A 20,174-nucleotide genomic window follows, 5' to 3' on the forward strand; every position below is an offset into this window, starting at 1 on the left:
TCTGCTTTTTTTGTTCTTTTCGTAATTTAGCGTGCAATTGTGCTAAGAGGCAAGAAACGGTTACGTCTGCCCAGTAGAAATCAGCATCTTATGTCCCTCAATATCCAGCCTGCGGAACGACATGTTGTACGCGCGGGCAAGATGGGGCGGCGTAAGAACCCGATCCCGCGCGCCGCTGGCGATCATCTTTCCCTGCGACAGCAGCCACACCCGGTGGGCATGACGCAGGGTGTGGTTGAGGTCATGACTGCTCATCACCACGGCGATACCTTTTCGGCTCAGGGTGCTTAACAGCGTATCCAGTGCCGCCTGCTGCGCCACGTCCAGACCGCTCATGGGTTCATCGAGGAGCAGCATTCGCCCGTGAGGATTACCTGCCGGGTGGATCTGAAGAATGACCGCCGCCAGACGCACCCGCTGCCACTCTCCGCCGGAAAGCTGGCTGGCATGCCGGGACAGTTTATCTTCCAGCCCCAGGGCCGCGGCAACGTCCGTCAGCAGTGCCGTCTGTTGTTTGTCGTGCAAATGCAGCATCAGATAGTGCCAGACCGGCATCGCAAAGGGCGGCACCTGCTGCTGCACAAGGTAACTGCGCCGATGCGCCAGCGAGACCGGCGACCAGTCGGCGAGCATATGCTCCAGCAGCGTTATCTGCCCTTCTCCGTCGGTCATGCCTGCCATCCGTGCCAGCAGCGTGCTCTTCCCTGCACCGTTTGGCCCGACAAGATGCAGGATTTCTCCCGCATTGATGATTTCGGTTATCGGCTCCAGACGTCCCCGCTCGGCAACGTCCGTGAGCTGCATCAGCAACGACATTATTTCGCCAGCGCCAGCTTGATCGATTCCATGACGATCGGATCTTCAGGGGTCATATCCGGCGAAAAACGCTGAACGACCTGGCCGTCGCGGCCAATCAGGAATTTTTCAAAATTCCACAGGATATCGTCCGGGTAAAGCGGCGCGCGGCCTTTGCTGGCCATGCGTTCATAAAAACCGCTTCCTTCCGGCGCAACGGCCTTCGGCGCGGCAGCGATCAGCTTCGCATACAGAGGATGGCGGTCTTCACCGTTGACATCGATTTTGCTGAACATCGGGAACGTCACGCCATAGGTGGTGCTGCAGAAGGTTTTAATCTCCTCTTCGCTGCCCGGCTCCTGGCCCAGGAACTGGTTGCACGGGAAGCCCAGCACGGTGAAACCGTCTTTCTCCCAGGCCTTCTGAATGTTCTCCAGCTGTTCGTACTGCGGCGTCAGGCCACATTTGGATGCCACGTTGACGATAAGCAGCACGTTGCCTTTGTAGCCTTCCAGCGTGGTGTTATCGCCATCAATGGTGGTCACTTCAGTATTCAGGATATCTGACTGCATAGCATTCCCTCAGGTTGTCTTACGGCTTGTTGATTTAACGTCCAGCTTTTAATAGTAGCCAGATAAATACCGGCGCGCCCAGCGTGGCGGTCACCACGCCAATCGGCAGCTCGGCGGCCGTCAGGGCAAGCCGGGCGATGATATCGGCCACCAGCAGCGTGGCGGCCCCGGCAACCGCCGAGGCAGGAAGCAGGGTCCGATGGTCCGTGAGGCCACACAGGCGCAGCACGTGCGGAATCACCAGCCCGATAAAGCCGATCGCGCCCGCCAGAGCCACGCTGACGCCGACCAGCCAGCCAATGGCTATTACCAGCACATTACGCCAGAACCCAATCGGCATGCCGAGCTGCCGGGCAGAGGTTTCACCCAGCGCGAGCATATTCAGCGGCTGCGCCTGCAGGGCCGCCCAGACGATGACCGGTACCAGCAGCGCCATCAGCCAGCCCTGGTGCCAGTTAACGCCTCCAAAGCCGCCCATCATCCAGTACATCAGCTGACGCAAGTCAAAGGATGTTGAAAAGTAGACCGCCCAGGTCATCAGCGCGCTGCAGATGATCCCCAGCGCCACGCCGGCAAGCAGCAGACGGCTGGTCGATAAGTGCCGTCTGGCGAAACGAAGAAGGATCGCGGTGATTAGCAGCGCGCCGAGGATAGCGCTCAGGCTAATACTCCATCCGGAGAGTTCTCCCCCACCCAGCATCACCGCCGCAATCAGGCCTACGCCTGCGCCGTTAGACACGCCGAGCAGCCCGGGCTCCGCCAGAGGGTTATCAAACAACGCCTGCATTATGGTACCGCACAGCGCCAGCGAGGCGCCGACCAGAACCACCGCGACGGTGCGCGGCAGGCGAATTTGCCAGACGAAGAGCTGCCCGTCAGGCCCCCACCAGCTTTCAGGCCCGATCCATCTGTCGCCCGCGCAGAGGCTCACGCCCGCGGCGACAATGAGCAACAGCACCAGCAAAAGCAGGTGACGCTTATCGGAACGGTGCTGGCGATGGGCATAATCAAGCATGTGTACGGTTTTAGTAGCGAGAGATGTAATTGATTTTACGGCGGGTTTGCCGGAGAGCGCAAAGAAAAAAGGCCGCGTGGGCGGCCTTTTTAGTTAGTTCATATTACTCTGCTTTGGGCGTTGCGTTTTCGACACGGCTTTTCAACTTCTGGCCGGGTCTGAAGGTCACCACGCGGCGGGCTGTAATGGGAATATCTTCCCCCGTCTTCGGGTTGCGGCCCGGACGTTGGTTTTTGTCTCGCAAATCAAAATTGCCAAAACCGGAGAGTTTTACCTGCTCACCATTTTCCAGAGCACGACGGATCTCTTCGAAAAACAGCTCTACCAGCTCTTTGGCATCCCGTTTGCTAAGCCCAAGCTTATCAAACAGATATTCTGACATTTCAGCTTTTGTAAGCGCCATAGGTTCAATCCCTCAATGATGCCTGGAATCGCTCTTTTAATGCCTCTACACATTTGGCGACGGTAGCGGCAATCTCCTCTTCTTCGAGTGTACGGCTGGTATCCTGAAGGATAAGGCTAATAGCGAGGCTCTTGAAACCTTCTGCTACGCCCTTGCCGCGGTACACGTCAAATAAGTTTACGCCAACTACCTGATTTACGCCAACTTTCTTACATTCGGCCAAAATATCTGCTGCAGGCACATTTTCCGCGACCACAACCGCGATATCACGGCGGTTTGCCGGGAAGCGGGAGACGTCCTGAGCCTGAGGAATAACGCGGTCAGCCACCGGGTTCCATTCCAGCTCGAACACGATGGTACGGCCGTTCAGGTCCAGCTTACGCTCCAGCTCAGGGTGAACAACCCCAATAAAACCAACGCGTTTGCCGTCTAAATAGATGGCTGCGCTCTGGCCCGGATGCAGTGCCGGGATGGCTTCTGCGCGGAATTCAATTTCAGATAATTTACCGGTCAGATCCAGAATCGCTTCCAGATCGCCCTTCATATCGTAGAAATCAACCGTGCCTTTTGCCAGGTCCCAGTGCTCTTCATAGCGGTTGCCGCTGATGGCGCCAGCCAGCATGAGATCCTGACGGATGCCTAAATTTGCCTGATTATCCGGTACAAAGCGCAAACCGCTTTCGAAAATTCGCACGCGGTTTTGCTGGCGATTCTGGTTATAAACGACAGTGCCCAGCAGGCCCGTCCACAGAGACAGACGCATCGCGGACATTTCGCTGGAGATTGGGCTTGGCAGGATCAGCGCCTCCTGACCCGGGTGGATCAGCTGCTGCAGCTTTGGATCAACGAAGCTGTAGGTGATCACTTCCTGGTAGCCTTTGTCGTTCAGCATGGTTTTCACACGCTTCAGGGACAGGTCGGCTTCACGGTGGGTGCCCATCACCAGACCTGCCTGCACAGGCTCGTCAGGAATGTTGTTGTAGCCGTAAACGCGGGCCACTTCTTCCACCAGATCTTCTTCAATTTCCATGTCGAAACGCCATGATGGCGCAACGGCTTTCCACTCGTCCTGGCCTTCGGTTACTTCACAGCCCAGACGTTTCAGGATGTCGGTTACCTGCGCATCGGCAACGTGGTGACCAATCAGGCGATCCAGCTTGCTGCGGCGCAGGGTGATGGTCGCACGCTTCGGCAGCGTCGCTTCGTTGGTGACGTCGATAACCGGGCCCGCTTCACCGCCGCAGATGTCGATCAGCAGGCGGGTCGCACGTTCCATCGCTTTGTACTGCAGAGCAGGGTCAACGCCGCGCTCGTAGCGGTGAGAGGCATCAGTATGCAGGCCGTGACGGCGTGCGCGACCGGTGATGGAGAGCGGGCTGAAGAATGCGCATTCCAGCAGGACGTTTTGCGTCTCGTCGTTGACGCCTGAGTGCTCGCCACCGAAGATACCGCCCATTGCCAGCGCTTTGCTGTGGTCAGCAATCACCAGGGTGTCGGCGTTCAGTTTCGCTTCGCTGCCGTCCAGCAGAACCAGGGTTTCGCCCTCTTTCGCCATGCGCACAACGATGCCGCCGTCGATACGATCTTTATCGAACGCGTGCATTGGCTGGCCCAGCTCCAGCAGAACGTAGTTGGTCACGTCAACCACGGCGTCGATAGAGCGGATACCGCAGCGGCGCAGCTTCTCTTTCATCCACAGCGGAGTTGGCGCTTTCACGTTGATGCCTTTCACCACGCGACCGAGGTAGCGCGGGCAAGCATCCGCAGCGTCAACCTGGATAGGCAGCACGTCACTGATGGTCGCTTCAACCGGCGCGATTTCCGGCGCGTTCAGCTCAGTCTGGTTCAGCACGGCCACGTCGCGCGCCACGCCGATGATACCTAAGCAGTCGGCACGGTTTGGCGTGACGCTGATTTCGATAGTGTTGTCATCAAGCTTCAGGTATTCACGGATATCGGTGCCGATTGGCGCATCCAGCGGCAGCTCAATAATGCCGTTGTGATCGTCGGAAATACCCAGCTCGGAGAAGGAGCACAGCATGCCTTCAGACGGCTCGCCGCGCAGCTTAGCCGCTTTAATTTTGAAATCACCCGGCAGCACCGCACCGACGGTCGCCACGGCCACCTTCAGGCCCTGACGGCAGTTTGGCGCACCGCAGACGATATCCAGCAGACGGTCACCGCCCACGTTTACTTTTGTTACGCGCAGTTTGTCAGCGTTAGGGTGCTGGCCGCACTCGACCACTTCGCCGACGACCACGCCGTTGAAGGCTCCGGAAACCGGCTCAACGCCGTCCACTTCCAGACCCGCCATGGTGATCTGGTTAGAAAGCGCGTCGCTGTCCAGCGTGGTGTTCACCCACTCGCGTAACCACAGTTCACTGAATTTCATTGTTCTGTCCTGCCCTTATTTAAACTGTTTGAGGAAACGCAGATCGTTTTCGAAGAATGCACGTAAGTCGGTCACGCCGTAGCGCAGCATAGTCAGACGCTCCATGCCCATGCCGAAGGCAAAGCCGGAGTAAACTTCCGGATCGATACCCACGTTGCGCAGCACGTTTGGATGCACCATGCCGCAGCCCAGCACTTCCAGCCATTTGCCGTTTTTACCCATCACGTCAACTTCCGCAGACGGTTCGGTGAACGGGAAGTAGGACGGGCGGAAACGAACCTGCAGATCTTCCTCAAAGAAGTTGTTCAGGAAATCGTGCAGCGTGCCCTTCAGGTTGGTGAAGCTGATGTTTTTATCAACAATCAGACCTTCCATCTGGTGGAACATTGGCGTGTGGGTCTGATCGTAGTCGTTACGATAGACGCGGCCCGGCGCGATAATGCGGATTGGCGGCTCCTGATCCTTCATGGTACGGATCTGAACGCCGGAGGTCTGAGTACGCAGCAGACGCGTAGCGTCGAACCAGAAAGTGTCGTGGTCAGCGCGTGCCGGATGATGGCCAGGAATGTTCAGGGCGTCGAAGTTGTGGTAATCATCTTCGATTTCCGGGCCAGTCGCCACGGTAAAGCCGAGCTCACCGAAGAAACTTTCAATGCGATCGATGGTGCGGGTAACCGGGTGCAGACCACCGTTTTCGATGCGGCGACCCGGCAGAGAAACGTCGATCGTCTCTGCGGCCAGACGCGCATTCAGCACCGCGCTTTCCAGCTCGGCTTTGCGCGCGTTCAGCGCCTGCTGAACCTGCTCTTTGGCTTCGTTAATCACCGCACCCGCTGCCGGGCGTTCTTCTGGCGGCAGCTCACGCAGGGTTGTCATCTGAAGGGTCAGGTGCCCTTTCTTCCCAAGATATTCGACGCGGACATTGTCTAACGCGGCAACATCTGAGGCCTGATTAATGGCGGCTGTTGCACTGGCAACCAGCTCTGCGAGATGTGACATGATTTTCCTCATTATGTCGGTGCAGACACCGATTTGGTGGAGTTATTCTCTCAAATTCAGGCACAAAAAAAGCCTCCATCGGGAGGCTTATCTGGCGCTGTTTTTCGTTTCATCTTTCACGCGCTAGCCTCCTGAAATCAGGTGCTAAAGTAAAAGAAGAAGCGGAAAATAGCAGCATTCATGCTTGCGTTACCTTGTCTGGTAAAAACCGTTGAGACCTTATTGAAAAGCCTGGACGGATAAATGTCAATCTTCTGATGGTGTTAAATGAAAAGAGGGAGCAAAGCCCCCTCTCTCAACTGGCTTATGCCAGTGCTGCTTTCGCTTTTTCGACCAGAGCGGTGAACGCTACTTTGTCGAATACTGCGATGTCAGCCAGGATCTTACGGTCGATTTCAACAGAGGCTTTTTTCAGGCCGTTGATGAATTTGCTGTAAGAAATACCGTTCTGACGTGCTGCTGCGTTGATACGCGCAATCCACAGTTGACGGAACTGACGCTTACGCTGACGACGGTCACGGTAAGCGTACTGACCTGCTTTGATAACAGCCTGGAAGGCAACGCGGTATACGCGTGAACGCGCACCGTAGTAGCCTTTAGCTTGTTTCAAAATTTTCTTGTGACGTGCACGTGCAATTACACCACGTTTTACGCGAGCCATATGTGCTCTCCTGTATCTATATTCTTAGTAAAAAATTAAACGTTAACGGCTTATGCGTACGGCAGGCACGCGATAACCAGACCCAGATCGCCTTTAGAAACGAGGCCTTTTGGACGCAGGTGACGTTTACGCTTAGTAGATTTTTTGGTCAGAATATGACGCAGGTTTGCGTGCTTACGCTTAAATCCACCACCACCGGTTTTTTTGAAGCGCTTAGCAGCACCGCGTACGGTCTTAATTTTTGGCATCTTAATAACTTCCACTTCGCATTGTTAAATAAACGAAACATAGGCGAACAAAACCTATGAAACCCGAAGGCTCCACAGATTTTGCTGCTTGAAGGCCTTACTGTTTCTTCTTAGGAGCGAGCACCATGATCATCTGGCGGCCTTCGATCTTCGTAGGGAAGGATTCGACTACTGCCAGTTCACTCAGATCGTCACGGACGCGGTTAAGCACTTCCATACCAATCTGTTGGTGGGCCATCTCACGACCGCGGAAACGCAGTGTGATCTTGGCCTTATCGCCATCTTCCAGAAAGCGAATCAGGCTGCGGAGTTTTACCTGATAATCGCCATCGTCGGTACCAGGACGGAATTTGATTTCCTTAACCTGGATAACTTTTTGCTTCTTCTTCTGTTCCTTAGAAGACTTACTCTTTTCATAAAGGAACTTGCCGTAGTCCATGATACGACAAACTGGCGGTTCGGCGTTAGGGCTGATTTCAACTAAATCTACTCCAGCTTCTTCAGCTTTTTCGATCGCTTCTCTCAGACTCACAATCCCCAGTGGTTCACCTTCAAGATCTGTTAAGCGAACTTCCTGGGCGCGAATCTCGCCATTGATACGATTCGGACGTGCCGTTTGAACTCGTTTTCCGCCTTTAATACCTTATTCCTCCAGTTGTTGAAGACTGCGGCTGCGAATCTCTTGTTGCAGCTTCTCAATCACTTCACTTACGTCCAGGCTGCCCAGGTCTTTACCACGGCGGGTGCGAACGGCAACTTTGCCTGCTTCCACCTCTTTATCACCACAGACCAACATATACGGGACACGACGTAAAGTGTGCTCGCGGATTTTAAAGCCAATCTTCTCATTTCTCAAGTCTGCTTTTACGCGAATGCCCGCATTTTGTAGTTTCTGCGTCAATTCTTTAACGTAATCCGCCTGAGAATCGGTAATGTTCATCACCACGACCTGCACTGGCGCAAGCCAGGTTGGGAAGAAGCCAGCGAACTCTTCGGTCAGGATGCCGATGAAGCGCTCCAGAGAACCGAGAATTGCACGGTGAATCATTACCGGTACCTGACGCTCGTTGTCTTCGCCAACATAAGAGGCGCTTAAACGCTGCGGCAGGGAGAAGTCCAGCTGTACAGTACCGCACTGCCATGCGCGATCGAGGCAGTCATACAGGGTAAATTCAATTTTCGGACCGTAGAATGCGCCCTCGCCCAGCTGGTATTCGAACGGAATGCCGTTCTCTTCCAGCGCCACGGCGAGATCCGCTTCTGCGCGATCCCATGTCTCATCGCTGCCGATACGTTTTTCCGGACGCGTTGAGAGTTTGACCACGATCTTCTCGAAGCCAAAGGTGCTGTACATATCGTAGACCATACGAATACAGGCGTTAACTTCGTCACGGACCTGATCTTCAGTACAGAAGATATGCGCATCATCCTGAGTAAAGCCACGAACACGCATCAGACCGTGCAGCGCACCTGATGGCTCGTTACGGTGGCAGCTACCGAACTCCGCCATACGCAGCGGCAGGTCGCGGTAGGATTTCAGACCCTGGTTGAAGATCTGAACGTGGCCCGGGCAGTTCATTGGCTTGATGCAGTATTCACGGTTCTCAGACGAGGTGGTGAACATCGCATCTTTGTAGTTGTCCCAGTGGCCGGTTTTTTCCCACAGCACACGGTCCATCATGAACGGGCCTTTCACTTCCTGATACTGGTACTCTTTCAGCTTGGAGCGTACGAAAGTTTCCAGTTCACGGAAGATAGTCCAGCCATCGTTATGCCAGAACACCATGCCCGGCGCTTCTTCCTGCATGTGGTACAGGTCAAGCTGCTTACCGATTTTACGGTGGTCACGCTTCGCCGCCTCTTCCAGGCGCAGCAGGTACGCGTTCAGGGCTTTTTTATCGGCCCACGCGGTACCATAGATACGCTGCAACATCTTGTTGTTGCTGTCGCCACGCCAGTAGGCGCCTGCGATCTTCATCAGCTTAAAGTGATGACAGAAGCGCATGTTCGGCACGTGCGGTCCACGGCACATGTCGACGTATTCTTCGTGATGGTACAAGCCAGGCTTGTCATCATGCGAAATGTTTTCGTCAAGAATAGAGACCTTGTAGCTCTCGCCGCGCTTCACGAAGGTTTCACGCGCTTCGTGCCAGCTGACTTTCTTCTTGATGACGTCATAGTTCGTTTCGGCGAGCTCGTGCATACGCTTTTCGAGCGCGTCGATATCTTCCTGAGTCAGGGTGTGGTCAAGGTCAACGTCGTAGTAGAAACCATTGTCGATAACCGGACCGATCGCCATTTTGGTGTTTGGCCACAGCTGTTTGATGGCATGGCCTAACAGGTGCGCGCAGGAGTGACGAATGATCTCCAGACCTTCTTCGTCTTTCGCGGTGATGATTGCAAGCGTCGCATCGTTTTCGATCAGATCGGAAGCATCCACCAGCTCACCGTTAACGCGGCCAGCGATAGTCGCTTTCGCGAGACCAGGACCAATGTCCAGGGCAACATCCATTGGGCTAACAGCACGGTCGAAATGGCGTTGGCTGCCATCAGGAAGAGTAATTACAGGCATTTTATATCCTTATTTGCAGTGATGCCCCACACATAAGAGCATATACAAAGAAAATAATCGTGATTTGACAATAGATTACGAAACCATCTGACCAACAATCGTCAAATTGGTTCGTCATCATTCACCAGCCGAATTCAGATTAATGTGGATTTACGGCAAGCGACGTAATGTTAACACTAACGGCAAGGAGATTGCACCCTCTGCGGCCAGATTGATGGGCTGGCGCTTTCGTACGAATTCGCAGGTTGCTTCTCCCCTGCGCTCGCATTTCAAAGATGCTGGGCTACTCTTGAACAGGTCTTTAAACCCAAAGGTGCATACCATGAACGTATCCAGTAGAACGGTTGTGATATTGAACATCCTTTCCGCCACAGGTTTATTGTTGATTCTCGCCGAACGATTCCACTGGTTCTGAGCCGAACCCTACGCTGGCATAACCCAATCGATCCTGAGAAGGGGCATATTTCGGCCCTGTTTGGTAGACTGGGAATATCAACCAACAAGGATTAGGTTATGCCAACTAAACGATTTGCCGTAAAACACTGGAAAATGGTGCTGGTGCTGATTGCCATCTGCGGCGCAATGCTGCTACTCCGTTGGGCGGCAATGATTTGGGGCTAGAGGCGAAGACAAGTCATCAGAAGGGACGTCAAAAGACCGCAGACAATAAACGGGCCGACATCATCCTCGGCCCGCTTTTATTACATTCTATAACCCAGTGAAACCGTGGTTCTGCGGTCGGTATGATCCGGCGCAGATTCTGGTGGTGAAGAGTTCCAGGTCACGTTGTAGGCGACTTTCAGGCCAAAGTGTTCGTTGATAGCCACGTTCAGCGCCGTCTCAGAGTTCAGCGTCGTATCGTCGGCACCAAATACAGAAACACCCTGGGTAAATTTGGTGTTGTCAGTCATCTGCCAGGCATAGGTACCGGAAGCGTAACCGAGCGGTTGGGTTTTGGTATCGCCATTGGTGTACTCGTCGTAACGCACACCCGGACCGAATTCAAAACGGAAGCTGTGTACCGGACCGTTCAGGAACTGGCGACCATAACCGGCGGTGAATACATCGCGCTGGCGATAACCGTTGTAACGGTCGGTTAACCAGCTTGCCTGACCAAACAGGTAGTCATAGTCGGTCATGTTGTAACGGCTACGTCCGCCTACCGCATACTTCTCGGAAGAACGTTCGTCGTTAGCGGAAGTGTTGCTGGCATTACCCCACAGAGACCAGGCGGTGGTATTACCGTACCAGGTGAGCGTACTGTCCGCCGTCAGAGAAGAGCTTTTCGTGTTACCGGATTGTGCCAGGTATCCGGCGTTCAGGTTACCTTCAAACGGTTTTTTCGCGGTGGAAGGATCGTCCATGACAGTAAAAACGGTATCATCAGCGGTCGCGTTCATAGCCGCAAACACGCCACCCGCCAGCATCAGTGCAGCGGGCACTGTCTTTAAAAGCTTCATTTTATTAAGGAGTCCGTACAACAAAAAAAGAGACCACACGGTCCCGGAATCTTTCTTGAGGATCAATGACAAGGCGTCCAGAGAAAGGTAACAAATTATAAAAAGCCGCAAATAACATAGCAATGTTTTCTTATTTCATTTTTTGAATAAGAACGATCTCAAAAAGCGTTTTATTTTATATATCCCCCGCCTCACTTTTCGTCAGCATTCATATTTAAAATCATACTGTTATTTACATTGCCTTCCTGACAAATGGTGCCAGGCTAATAAGAACCCATGCTAAAAGGAGGTAATGATGGTTTCTATTTATACTCTGACGCTCTCCCCTTCCCTGGATTCCGCCACCCTGACGCCGCAGATTTACCCGGAAGGTAAATTGCGCTGCAGCGCCCCGGTCTTTGAGCCCGGCGGCGGCGGGATCAACGTGGCGCGCGCCATTACACACCTCGGCGGCAAAGCCACGGCAATTTTCCCCGCAGGCGGTGCCACCGGTGAACACCTGGTCTCTCTGCTGGCCGATGAACGGGTGGCCGTAGACACCGTCGAGGCGGAAGACTGGACGCGGCAAAACCTGCATGTCCACGTAGAATCAAGCGGCGAGCAGTACCGTTTTGTCATGCCGGGCGCGAAACTCAGCGATGACGAGTTTCGTCAGCTTGAAGAGAAAGTGCTGACAATAGAAAGCGGCGCGCTGCTGGTGGTAAGCGGCAGCCTGCCGCCCGGCGTAAGCCCGGAAAAATTAACGGCGCTGATTCAGGCCGCGCAGCAGCGCGGCATCCGCTGCATTGTCGACAGCAGCGGCGAGGCCCTGCAGGCGGCCCTGGTGCCGGGCAATCTGGAGCTGGTCAAACCCAACCAGAAAGAGTTAAGCGCGCTGGTCAACCGCGAACTGACGCAGCCTGATGATGTGCGCACCGCCGCGCAGGTGCTGGTGCGCAGCGGCAAAGCGCGGCGCGTAGTCGTCTCCCTTGGCCCTCAGGGGGCGCTGGCAGTCGATGAATCGTCGTCCGTTCAGGTTGTCCCACCGCCGATGAAGAGCCAGAGCACGGTTGGCGCTGGCGATAGCATGGTGGGTGCGATGACGCTAAAACTGGCGCAGGGCGCGTCTCTGCTCGAGATGACACGCTACGGCGTGGCGGCGGGTAGCGCCGCCACCATCAACCAGGGCACGCGTCTCTGTTCGCTCGCCGATACGCAAAAAATCGTCGATTACCTGTCCCGAAATTAACGCCTTTTCCCCTTCGTCTTTACGGAGGGGAATGTCGTCTCTGAGTCGCCAAACGCAAACTATCGACTATGCTAAGAAAACTTCCATGATAACAATGAGGTGAATTATGAGCAGTGGTGACATCACACGCTACGTCGTGACCATCAACCTTCATGAAGCATCGCTGACCGAGCTGAATGAGCTCAACAATGCTTTCACCCGCGCTAATTTTCTCCTCACGCTGACGGATGACGAGGGCAACATTCATGATTTAGGCACCCTGACATTTGGTCTGATCGGCGCCCTGAGTCAGGAAGAGGTTCATGCGCTGGCCGCCAGTCTGGTGGAGAGCGTGACCGACAAGCCTGCCGAAATTGACGTGGATACCTGGGAAAGCTGGCGGAAAAAAGAACAATAAGTGCGCTGTATGAATTTAAACCGCTCAGGTGTGCGTTAGTTCGTATTTTTTTACCGCAGTTATGCGCTAACTTTATGATCTGGCAGACAACATGGGAGAGACAACATGTGGCAGGCTATCAGTCATCTTTTACGTGAGCAGCTGGGTGAAGGTGAAATTGAACTGCGTAACGAACTGCCAGGCGGTGAGATCCACGCCGCGTGGCATTTACGCTACGCAGGGCGCGATCTTTTCGTTAAATGCGATGAGCGAGAGCTGCTTCCAATATTTACCGCCGAAGCCGACCAGCTGGAGCTGTTGTCCCGCAGTAAAACGGTCACGGTCCCGCAGGTTCTGGCCGTGGGGAGCGACCGCGACTACAGCTTCCTGGTAATGGAATATCTCCCCGCCCGCCCGCTGGATGCCCATAATGCGTTCATCCTTGGCCAACAGTTGGCGCGCCTGCATCAATGGAGCGACCAGCCGCAGTTTGGTCTCGACTTTGACAACGATCTCTCCACCACACCACAGCCCAATGCCTGGCAGCGTCGCTGGTCTACATTTTTTGCCGAGCAGCGCATTGGCTGGCAGCTTGAGCTGGCCGCCGAGAAAGGGCTGGAGTTTGGCAATATCGACGCCATCGTCGAGCACGTTCAACAGCGTCTGGCATCCCACCAGCCTCAGGCGTCTCTGCTTCACGGCGATTTGTGGTCCAATAACTGCGCGCTGGGTCCCAACGGCCCGTATATCTTTGACCCGGCCTGCTACTGGGGTGACAGAGAGTGCGATCTTGCCATGCTGCCGCTTCATCCTGAGCAGCCGCCGCAAATATACGACGGATACCAGTCTGTTTCCCCTCTCCCGCCCGGTTTCCTCGACCGCCAGCCGGTGTATCAGCTTTATACGCTGATGAACCGGGCCATTCTTTTTGGCGGAGAACACCTTGTTAACGCGCAGCGGGCACTCGAGCGTATGCTTGCCGCCTGAGAAGATAACGGGTGGCCTTGCAGCCACCCTTATCGCTTACAGAAAACCGAGCAGTGAGAAGAAGAAGTATCCCGCCACAATGATAATCACGGGAAGGATATAGAGCGGGAAAATTTGCAGGAAAATGGTGTGACGCGGCACAACAATGCGGGATTCAATCTGCTCCCGACTCATTCCTTCCGGGCCTTTGGCCTGCTCCAGAATCAACTGATCCTCAACGCCTTCGCGTAAAAAGCGCGTCTGGCGACTCATTCTCGCGCCAGAGGCCTGTAATGCCAGCGCGACAAAGATCAGGGCATATATCACCCAAAAGCCGATATTCAGCTGTTGATGAAAATCCGGGGTGGGTGAGTTAAACCAGAAGACATTCAAAAATGGCGTATTAAAACGCATCATCTCAATCATGACATGAGCGAAATCAAGCATTACCGCATTGATACCCGGCTGTTTTTCGCTGTGGTCGTACATAAATTTGAGTACAGAAATCAGCGTAGAAATGACGGCAGGAATAAAAATCACCCAGCCAGCAATACGTTTTAAGACCGCAATGCGTCCAGCTTGTTGATACGTCATCAGTTCCTCTTCATAAAGACGCGTTATTTGTGCCTAAGTCTACCTGCTGGTCATCAATTTCGCCCGCTCTTTAAAAGCAATATGCTAAATTGCAGAGTGTGCTTAGCACGTATCGTCTGTCGAACACCCTGGATAAGGAGACGTTGTGATGTCGACACCGCGCCAAATTCTTGCCGCAATTTTTGACATGGATGGATTACTGATCGATTCCGAACCGCTGTGGGATCGCGCCGAACTGGACGTTATGGCCAGCCTGGGCGTGGATATCAGCCGCCGTAATGAACTTCCCGATACGCTGGGCCTGCGCATCGATATGGTGGTTGACCTGTGGTTTGCCCAACAGCCGTGGGTGGGTCCCGGTCGCGATGAGGTGACCGCACGCATTATTAGCCGCGCCATTTCTCTGGTGGAAGAGAACAGGCCGCTGCTGCCCGGCGTACGTGAGGCCGTCGCGCTGTGTAAAGCCCAGGGGCTGAAGGTCGGACTGGCCTCGGCTTCACCGCTGCACATGCTGGAAAAAGTGCTGACGATGTTTGAACTGCGCGACAGCTTCGACGCGCTGGCCTCCGCTGAGAAATTGCCTTACAGCAAGCCGCACCCGCAGGTCTATCTGGACTGCGCCGCAAAGCTGGGCCTGGATCCTCTCAACTGCGTTGCGCTGGAAGATTCCGTTAACGGTATGGTGGCGTCGAAGGCTGCACGGATGCGCTCCATTGTGGTGCCCGCTGAAGAAGGCCGTCACGACCCCCGGTTTGCCCTCGCCGACGTGAAGCTTAACTCGCTGGCAGAACTCACGGCGCATCACCTGCAGGGCGGTTAACGCCCTTCTCCGGTTTGTGACAAACAGTTACACCGTCACCTCTTCCGCCTACTGTATAAAAACCCTATACTGTATGAATTGACAGTTTTGTGGGTTTTATCATGACGGCGGAAGGCCACCTGCTTTTTTCTATTGCGTGCGCAGTATTTGCCAAAAACGCTGAACTCACCCCCGTGCTGGCACAGGGGGACTGGTGGCATATTGTCCCTTCCGCCGTATTGACCTGTCTGCTGCCCGACATTGACCACCCCAAGTCCTTCCTCGGACAACGCCTGAAGTGGGTGTCGAAACCCATCGCCCGCGCGTTCGGCCACCGGGGGTTTACGCACAGCCTGCTGGCCGTGTTTGGCCTGCTGACGCTTTTCTATTTGAAGGTGCCCGAAAGCTGGATAGTCCCCGCCGATGCCATCCAGGGGATGGTGCTGGGCTATTTAAGCCATATTCTCGCCGATATGCTGACGCCTGCGGGCGTGCCGCTGCTTTGGCCCTGCCGCTGGCGTTTCCGCTTTCCGATCCTCGCACCGCAGAAAGGGAACCAGCTTGAGCGCGTATTGTGCATGGCGCTATTTGCTTACGCCGTCTGGATGCCGCAAACATTGCCCGAAAACAGTGCAGTTCGCTGGTCATCCCAGATGATTAATTCGCTGCAATTTCAGTTCAATCGCTTTATTCATCACCAGATTGAACAGTAAACCAACAAAATTATCCTATTTGTCATAACCCATTCCATTTGGATATAAGCGCTACATCACACTTCTGCTAACCTTCCGCCAACAGGATCGGTAAAAACCGACCCAATAATAAATCAGGAGAACGGGGATGAATTTTCCACTCATCGCGAACGTCGTTGTGTTCGTTGTATTGCTATTGCTTCTCGCGCAGGCGCGCCACAAACAGTGGAGCCTGGCGAAAAAAGTGCTGGTTGGTCTGGCCATGGGTGTCGTATTTGGTCTGGCATTACAGGCAATTTATGGCTCCGATAATCCAGTTCTGAAAGATTCTATTCAGTGGTTCAACATCGTCGGTAACGGCTATGTTCAGCTGCTGCAGATGATCGTTATGCCGCTGGTGTTCGCCTCTATTCTGAGCGCCGTTGCCCGCCTGCATAACGCCACTCAGCTGGGAAAAATCAGCTTCCTGACCATTGGTACGCTGCTGTTCACCACGCTGATTGCCGCGCTGGTGGGTGTGCTGGTCACCAACCTGTTTGGCCTGACCGCAGAAGGTCTGGTTCAGGGTACCGCTGAAACGGCGCGTCTTACCGCGATTCAAACCAACTACGTTGGTAAAGTGGCTGACCTGACCGTGCCGCAGATGGTGCTCTCCTTCATTCCGAAGAACCCGTTTGCTGACCTGACCGGTGCGAGCCCAACCTCGATCATCAGCGTGGTTATTTTCGCCGCGTTCCTGGGCGTAGCGGCGCTGAAGCTGCTGAAAGACGACGCGCCTAAAGGCGAACGCGTGCTGACCGCGATTGATACCCTGCAAAGCTGGGTGATGAAGCTGGTGCGTCTGGTGATGCAGCTGACGCCTTACGGCGTGCTGGCGCTGATGACCAAAGTGGTTGCCGGCTCTAACCTGCAGGACATCATTAAGCTGGGCAGCTTCGTTGTCGCCTCTTATCTGGGCCTGGGCATTATGTTCGTGGTGCACGGCATCCTGCTGGGCGTGAACGGCGTCAGCCCGCTGAAATACTTCCGTAAAGTCTGGCCTGTGCTGACCTTCGCCTTCACCAGCCGTTCCAGCGCAGCCTCTATTCCGCTGAACGTTGAAGCGCAAACGCGTCGTCTGGGCGTGCCTGAATCCATCGCCAGCTTCTCTGCCTCCTTTGGTGCCACCATTGGTCAGAACGGCTGTGCGGGCCTGTACCCGGCGATGCTGGCGGTGATGGTCGCCCCGACGGTGGGCATCAACCCGCTGGATCCGGTTTGGATTGCCACGCTGGTCGGGATTGTTACCATCAGCTCCGCAGGCGTTGCGGGTGTTGGCGGCGGTGCAACCTTCGCCGCGCTGATTGTGCTGCCTGCGCTGGGTCTCCCCGTGACGCTGGTCGCGCTGCTGATCTCCGTTGAGCCGCTGATCGACATGGGCCGTACCGCGCTGAACGTGAGCGGCTCCATGACCGCCGGTACGCTGACCAGCCAGTGGCTGAAGCAGACCGACAAAGCGATTCTGGAAAGTGAAGACGACGCCGAGCTGGCGCACCGTTAATCACTTTAGAAATAAAAAAACCGCCTGATGGCGGTTTTTTTATGGCTGTTATTCTTCAACCTCTTCATCCTGGCGGATCTGCATCGCCCACCGCTGCGCCGATTCCGGCACCGTAAACGTGGGTGAACGACGGAAGTGTTCGCCGATCAGCACAAAGGCCACGTATTTCCCCCGCAGCTGCCAGACATCGCGAAAACCCTCCACTTTCAGGGCATGGTCAGGCGGCGCGGGCTCAACGCGGGGCACATAGCTAATAACCTGGCGGTTTTGTTGACGAAGAGGTTTCATAAGCGACTGGTTCACTAAAGCAAATTCTTGAAGCAGGAAAATTCTATGATAGCCGATCCTGCTGCCTTCCGTCGCGCTCCGAGTGGGTGGGATGGCTCCTTTCGCTAATGACGGCATGTGAAAACTCTTAGTTCGCGAGCCATCTCGCGACATTGTTCTATCCTTAATAGGGTTTTTAGCAATGGATAAAGGAGAAGCGTGCAATGTCGAACAAAGATAAAACACATCAATCACCGATTCATGGCACTGAGGAATCTCAACCGGGTATGGACTCTCTCGCCCCTGCTGACGGCTCTCACCGCCCCTCCCCTGGCCCTTCCGCACCGGGCGAACAGCCTACCGCGCCGGGAAGCGTGAAATCGCCGGACACGGGAAACGAGAAGCTGAAATCGCTTGAGCCGCACCGTAAAGGCGGCGAAGGTTTTGCGCTCACCACCAATCAGGGCGTGCGTATTGCAGACGATCAGAACTCCCTTCGCGCAGGCGCGCGCGGACCAACCCTGCTGGAAGACTTCATCCTGCGGGAAAAAATCACCCATTTCGACCATGAGCGCATTCCGGAACGCATCGTTCACGCGCGCGGTTCCGCTGCGCACGGCTACTTCCAGCCATACAAGAGCCTGAAAGCGATCACCAAAGCGGACTTCCTCTCCGACCCGGACAAAATCACTCCGGTATTTGTGCGCTTCTCCACCGTACAGGGCGGCGCCGGTTCGGCAGATACGGTTCGGGATATCCGCGGCTTTGCCACCAAGTTTTATACCGAAGAGGGTATTTTCGATCTGGTGGGCAATAACACCCCGGTGTTCTTCATTCAGGACGCGCATAAATTTCCTGACTTTGTCCATGCGGTAAAACCGGAGCCCCACTGGGCCATACCGCAGGGACAAAGTGCGCACGACACCTTCTGGGACTATGTCTCCCTGCAGCCTGAAACCTTACACAACGTGATGTGGGCGATGTCAGACCGCGGCATTCCGCGCAGCTATCGCACCATGGAAGGCTTTGGCATCCATACCTTCCGTCTGATCAACGCCGAGGGTAAAGCCACGTTCGTCCGTTTCCACTGGAAGCCGGTGGCGGGTAAAGCCTCCCTGGTGTGGGATGAGGCGCAGAAGCTGACCGGTCGCGATCCGGATTTCCATCGCCGCGAGCTGTGGGAGTCCATCGAAGCGGGCGACTTCCCGGAGTACGAGCTGGGCCTGCAGCTCATACCGGAAGAGGACGAATTTAAGTTTGATTTCGATCTTCTTGACCCGACGAAGCTGATCCCGGAAGAGCTGGTGCCGGTTCAGCTGGTGGGTAAAATGGTGCTCAACCGTAACCCGGATAACTTCTTTGCCGAGAACGAACAGGTCGCGTTCCACCCTGGGCATATCGTACCGGGGCTGGATTTCACCAACGATCCGCTCCTGCAGGGACGTTTGTTCTCGTATACCGATACGCAGATCAGCCGTCTTGGCGGACCGAACTTCCACGAAATTCCAATTAACCGCCCAACCTGCCCGTACCACAACTTCCAGCGCGACGGGATGCACCGTCAGGATATTGATACCAACCCGGCTAACTATGAGCCGAACTCCATCAACGATAACTGGCCGCGCGAAACCCCTCCCGGGCCGAAACGCGGTGGATTCGAATCGTACCAGGAGCGTATCGACGGCAACAAAATTCGCGAGCGCAGCCCGTCGTTCGGCGAATATTACGCCCACCCTCGCCTGTTCTGGAACAGCCAGACGCCGATTGAGCAGCAGCACATTATCGGCGGCTTCAGCTTTGAGCTGAGCAAAGTGGTGCGTACCTACATCCGCGAGCGGGTGGTCGATCAGCTGGCGCGCATTGATATTCAACTCGCCCAGAGCGTTGCGGATAACCTGGGCATTACGCTGACCGACGAGCAGCGCAACCTTGCCCCGCCGAAAGAGGTTAACGGCGTGAAGAAAGATCCGTCGCTGAGCCTGTATGCCGTGCCGGGTGGCTCGATTAAAGGCCGCGTGGTCGCCATCCTGCTGAACGACAAAACCCGCGCCAGCGACGTGCTGGGGATTATGCAGGCGCTGAAGACCCAGGGCGTGCATGCGAAACTGCTTTATTCCCGCATGGGGGAAGTGACCGCCGATGACGGCTCCGTGCTGCCGGTGGCGGCGACCTTTGCCGGGGCGCCATCGCTGACCGTCGATGCGGTGATTGTGCCGTGCGGAGACATTGACAGCCTGCTGAACAACGGTGACGCCGTGTATTATCTGCTGGAAGCCTATAAGCACCTGAAACCGATCGCGCTGTCCGGCGACGCGCGACGGTTTAAGGCGCACCTGAAGGTGGCCGATCAGGGTGAGGACGGCATTGTCGAGGGCGACAACGTTGACGATGCCTTTATGACGAAGCTGTTTGATTTGCTCGCCGCGCACCGCGTCTGGTCGCGCAGCAGTAAGATTGACCAGATCCCGGCGTAAAAAATACCCTCACCCCGGCCCTCTCCCTGAAAGGGAGAGGGTGAAATGCAGACCTGTGTTCGCATTACAGACCGCACGGCCCAGTCCCCTCTCCCTTTTGGGGAGAGGGTTAGGGTGAGGG

The 20,174-nt window shown here is 55.1% G+C and carries 23 protein-coding genes and 1 other annotated feature; of the genes, 9 read left to right on the forward strand and 14 right to left on the reverse strand.

Features of this window, described 5'->3' with window-relative positions; genetic code table 11:
* Positions 1-60: 60 nt before the first annotated feature.
* The 11 genes from btuD to thrS form a co-directional block, all read right to left on the reverse strand.
* On the reverse strand, positions 61-816 hold the full coding sequence (btuD, locus tag M2422_RS05410) for a vitamin B12 ABC transporter ATP-binding protein BtuD (RefSeq protein ID WP_064672325.1): 756 nt from the start codon (positions 814-816) through the stop codon (positions 61-63).
* Entirely contained in the window at positions 816-1,367 is a 552-nt protein-coding gene (locus M2422_RS05415; RefSeq protein WP_023311298.1) for a glutathione peroxidase, read from the reverse strand. Before M2422_RS05415 ends, btuD begins: the two co-directional genes overlap by 1 nt.
* A 34-nt stretch (positions 1,368-1,401) precedes the next feature.
* The gene (gene btuC, locus M2422_RS05420; RefSeq protein ID WP_064672324.1) at positions 1,402-2,382 is read right to left on the reverse strand and encodes a vitamin B12 ABC transporter permease BtuC; all 981 of its coding nucleotides are present in this window, start codon (positions 2,380-2,382) and stop codon (positions 1,402-1,404) included.
* Positions 2,383-2,485: 103 nt separating this feature from the next.
* Entirely contained in the window at positions 2,486-2,785 is a 300-nt protein-coding gene (ihfA, locus tag M2422_RS05425) for an integration host factor subunit alpha (protein ID WP_003857805.1), read from the reverse strand.
* A 4-nt stretch (positions 2,786-2,789) separates the two neighbouring features.
* Entirely contained in the window at positions 2,790-5,177 is a 2,388-nt protein-coding gene (pheT, locus tag M2422_RS05430) for a phenylalanine--tRNA ligase subunit beta (RefSeq protein ID WP_045353729.1), read from the reverse strand.
* A 15-nt stretch (positions 5,178-5,192) separates the two neighbouring features.
* Positions 5,193-6,176: a phenylalanine--tRNA ligase subunit alpha gene (gene pheS / locus M2422_RS05435; protein ID WP_010426091.1), complete on the reverse strand. Its 984-nt coding sequence runs from the start codon at positions 6,174-6,176 to the stop codon at positions 5,193-5,195.
* Between the two features lie 62 nt (positions 6,177-6,238).
* Positions 6,239-6,363 (reverse strand) — a sequence feature (Phe leader region).
* Positions 6,314-6,358: a pheST operon leader peptide PheM gene (gene pheM / locus M2422_RS05440; RefSeq protein ID WP_001386830.1), complete on the reverse strand. Its 45-nt coding sequence runs from the start codon at positions 6,356-6,358 to the stop codon at positions 6,314-6,316. (Overlaps the previous feature by 45 nt.)
* A 117-nt stretch (positions 6,364-6,480) precedes the next feature.
* Complete coding sequence (gene rplT / locus M2422_RS05445; protein WP_000124850.1) at positions 6,481-6,837, reverse strand: 50S ribosomal protein L20; 357 nt, start codon at positions 6,835-6,837, stop codon at positions 6,481-6,483.
* Positions 6,838-6,887: 50 nt separating this feature from the next.
* The gene (gene rpmI / locus M2422_RS05450) at positions 6,888-7,085 is read right to left on the reverse strand and encodes a 50S ribosomal protein L35 (RefSeq protein ID WP_003030583.1); all 198 of its coding nucleotides are present in this window, start codon (positions 7,083-7,085) and stop codon (positions 6,888-6,890) included.
* A 97-nt stretch (positions 7,086-7,182) separates the two neighbouring features.
* Positions 7,183-7,725, reverse strand: coding sequence for a translation initiation factor IF-3 (gene infC / locus M2422_RS05455; RefSeq protein ID WP_014069901.1), 543 nt, complete (start codon positions 7,723-7,725; stop codon positions 7,183-7,185).
* A gap of 3 nt (positions 7,726-7,728) precedes the next feature.
* On the reverse strand, positions 7,729-9,657 hold the full coding sequence (thrS, locus tag M2422_RS05460) for a threonine--tRNA ligase (protein WP_008500657.1): 1,929 nt from the start codon (positions 9,655-9,657) through the stop codon (positions 7,729-7,731).
* Between the two features lie 322 nt (positions 9,658-9,979).
* Here thrS and yncL point away from each other — a divergent pair, with 322 nt between their 5' ends.
* Entirely contained in the window at positions 9,980-10,072 is a 93-nt protein-coding gene (gene yncL / locus M2422_RS05465) for a stress response membrane protein YncL (RefSeq protein WP_021241082.1), read from the forward strand.
* A 98-nt stretch (positions 10,073-10,170) separates the two neighbouring features.
* Positions 10,171-10,278: a small membrane protein YniD gene (gene yniD, locus M2422_RS05470; protein ID WP_008500658.1), complete on the forward strand. Its 108-nt coding sequence runs from the start codon at positions 10,171-10,173 to the stop codon at positions 10,276-10,278.
* Positions 10,279-10,358: 80 nt separating this feature from the next.
* Here the strand turns inward: yniD and M2422_RS05475 are convergent, their stop codons facing one another.
* The gene (locus M2422_RS05475) at positions 10,359-11,117 is read right to left on the reverse strand and encodes a YdiY family protein (RefSeq protein WP_033145273.1); all 759 of its coding nucleotides are present in this window, start codon (positions 11,115-11,117) and stop codon (positions 10,359-10,361) included.
* 295 nt (positions 11,118-11,412) lie between these two features.
* Here M2422_RS05475 and pfkB point away from each other — a divergent pair, with 295 nt between their 5' ends.
* The 3 genes from pfkB to M2422_RS05490 all read left to right on the forward strand — a co-directional run bounded on the left by pfkB (position 11,413) and on the right by M2422_RS05490 (position 13,708).
* Entirely contained in the window at positions 11,413-12,345 is a 933-nt protein-coding gene (pfkB, locus tag M2422_RS05480) for a 6-phosphofructokinase II (protein WP_064672323.1), read from the forward strand.
* Between the two features lie 106 nt (positions 12,346-12,451).
* A complete protein-coding gene (gene ghoS / locus M2422_RS05485) occupies positions 12,452-12,742 on the forward strand; it encodes a type V toxin-antitoxin system endoribonuclease antitoxin GhoS (protein ID WP_033145271.1) in 291 nt (96 codons plus the stop codon).
* A gap of 105 nt (positions 12,743-12,847) precedes the next feature.
* A complete protein-coding gene (locus tag M2422_RS05490; protein WP_029740438.1) occupies positions 12,848-13,708 on the forward strand; it encodes a fructosamine kinase family protein in 861 nt (286 codons plus the stop codon).
* 36 nt (positions 13,709-13,744) lie between these two features.
* On the opposite strand, the gene M2422_RS05495 is transcribed toward M2422_RS05490, so the two are convergent.
* A complete protein-coding gene (locus tag M2422_RS05495; RefSeq protein ID WP_023311291.1) occupies positions 13,745-14,281 on the reverse strand; it encodes a YniB family protein in 537 nt (178 codons plus the stop codon).
* Between the two features lie 148 nt (positions 14,282-14,429).
* Here M2422_RS05495 and hxpB point away from each other — a divergent pair, with 148 nt between their 5' ends.
* The 3 genes from hxpB to M2422_RS05510 all read left to right on the forward strand — a co-directional run bounded on the left by hxpB (position 14,430) and on the right by M2422_RS05510 (position 17,312).
* Complete coding sequence (hxpB, locus tag M2422_RS05500; protein ID WP_064672322.1) at positions 14,430-15,101, forward strand: hexitol phosphatase HxpB; 672 nt, start codon at positions 14,430-14,432, stop codon at positions 15,099-15,101.
* A gap of 101 nt (positions 15,102-15,202) precedes the next feature.
* Positions 15,203-15,793: a metal-dependent hydrolase gene (locus M2422_RS05505; RefSeq protein WP_014883483.1), complete on the forward strand. Its 591-nt coding sequence runs from the start codon at positions 15,203-15,205 to the stop codon at positions 15,791-15,793.
* Between the two features lie 127 nt (positions 15,794-15,920).
* A complete protein-coding gene (locus M2422_RS05510; RefSeq protein ID WP_029740442.1) occupies positions 15,921-17,312 on the forward strand; it encodes an L-cystine transporter in 1,392 nt (463 codons plus the stop codon).
* A 48-nt stretch (positions 17,313-17,360) separates the two neighbouring features.
* Here the strand turns inward: M2422_RS05510 and cedA are convergent, their stop codons facing one another.
* A complete protein-coding gene (cedA, locus tag M2422_RS05515; RefSeq protein WP_310590835.1) occupies positions 17,361-17,753 on the reverse strand; it encodes a cell division activator CedA in 393 nt (130 codons plus the stop codon).
* 50 nt (positions 17,754-17,803) lie between these two features.
* Here cedA and katE point away from each other — a divergent pair, with 50 nt between their 5' ends.
* Positions 17,804-20,053: a catalase HPII gene (gene katE, locus M2422_RS05520; RefSeq protein ID WP_213788006.1), complete on the forward strand. Its 2,250-nt coding sequence runs from the start codon at positions 17,804-17,806 to the stop codon at positions 20,051-20,053.
* The last annotated feature ends 121 nt before the right edge of the window (positions 20,054-20,174 follow it).

The sequence above is a fragment of the Enterobacter sp. SLBN-59 genome, from assembly GCF_024807915.1.
Lineage (GTDB): Bacteria > Pseudomonadota > Gammaproteobacteria > Enterobacterales > Enterobacteriaceae > Enterobacter > Enterobacter asburiae_B.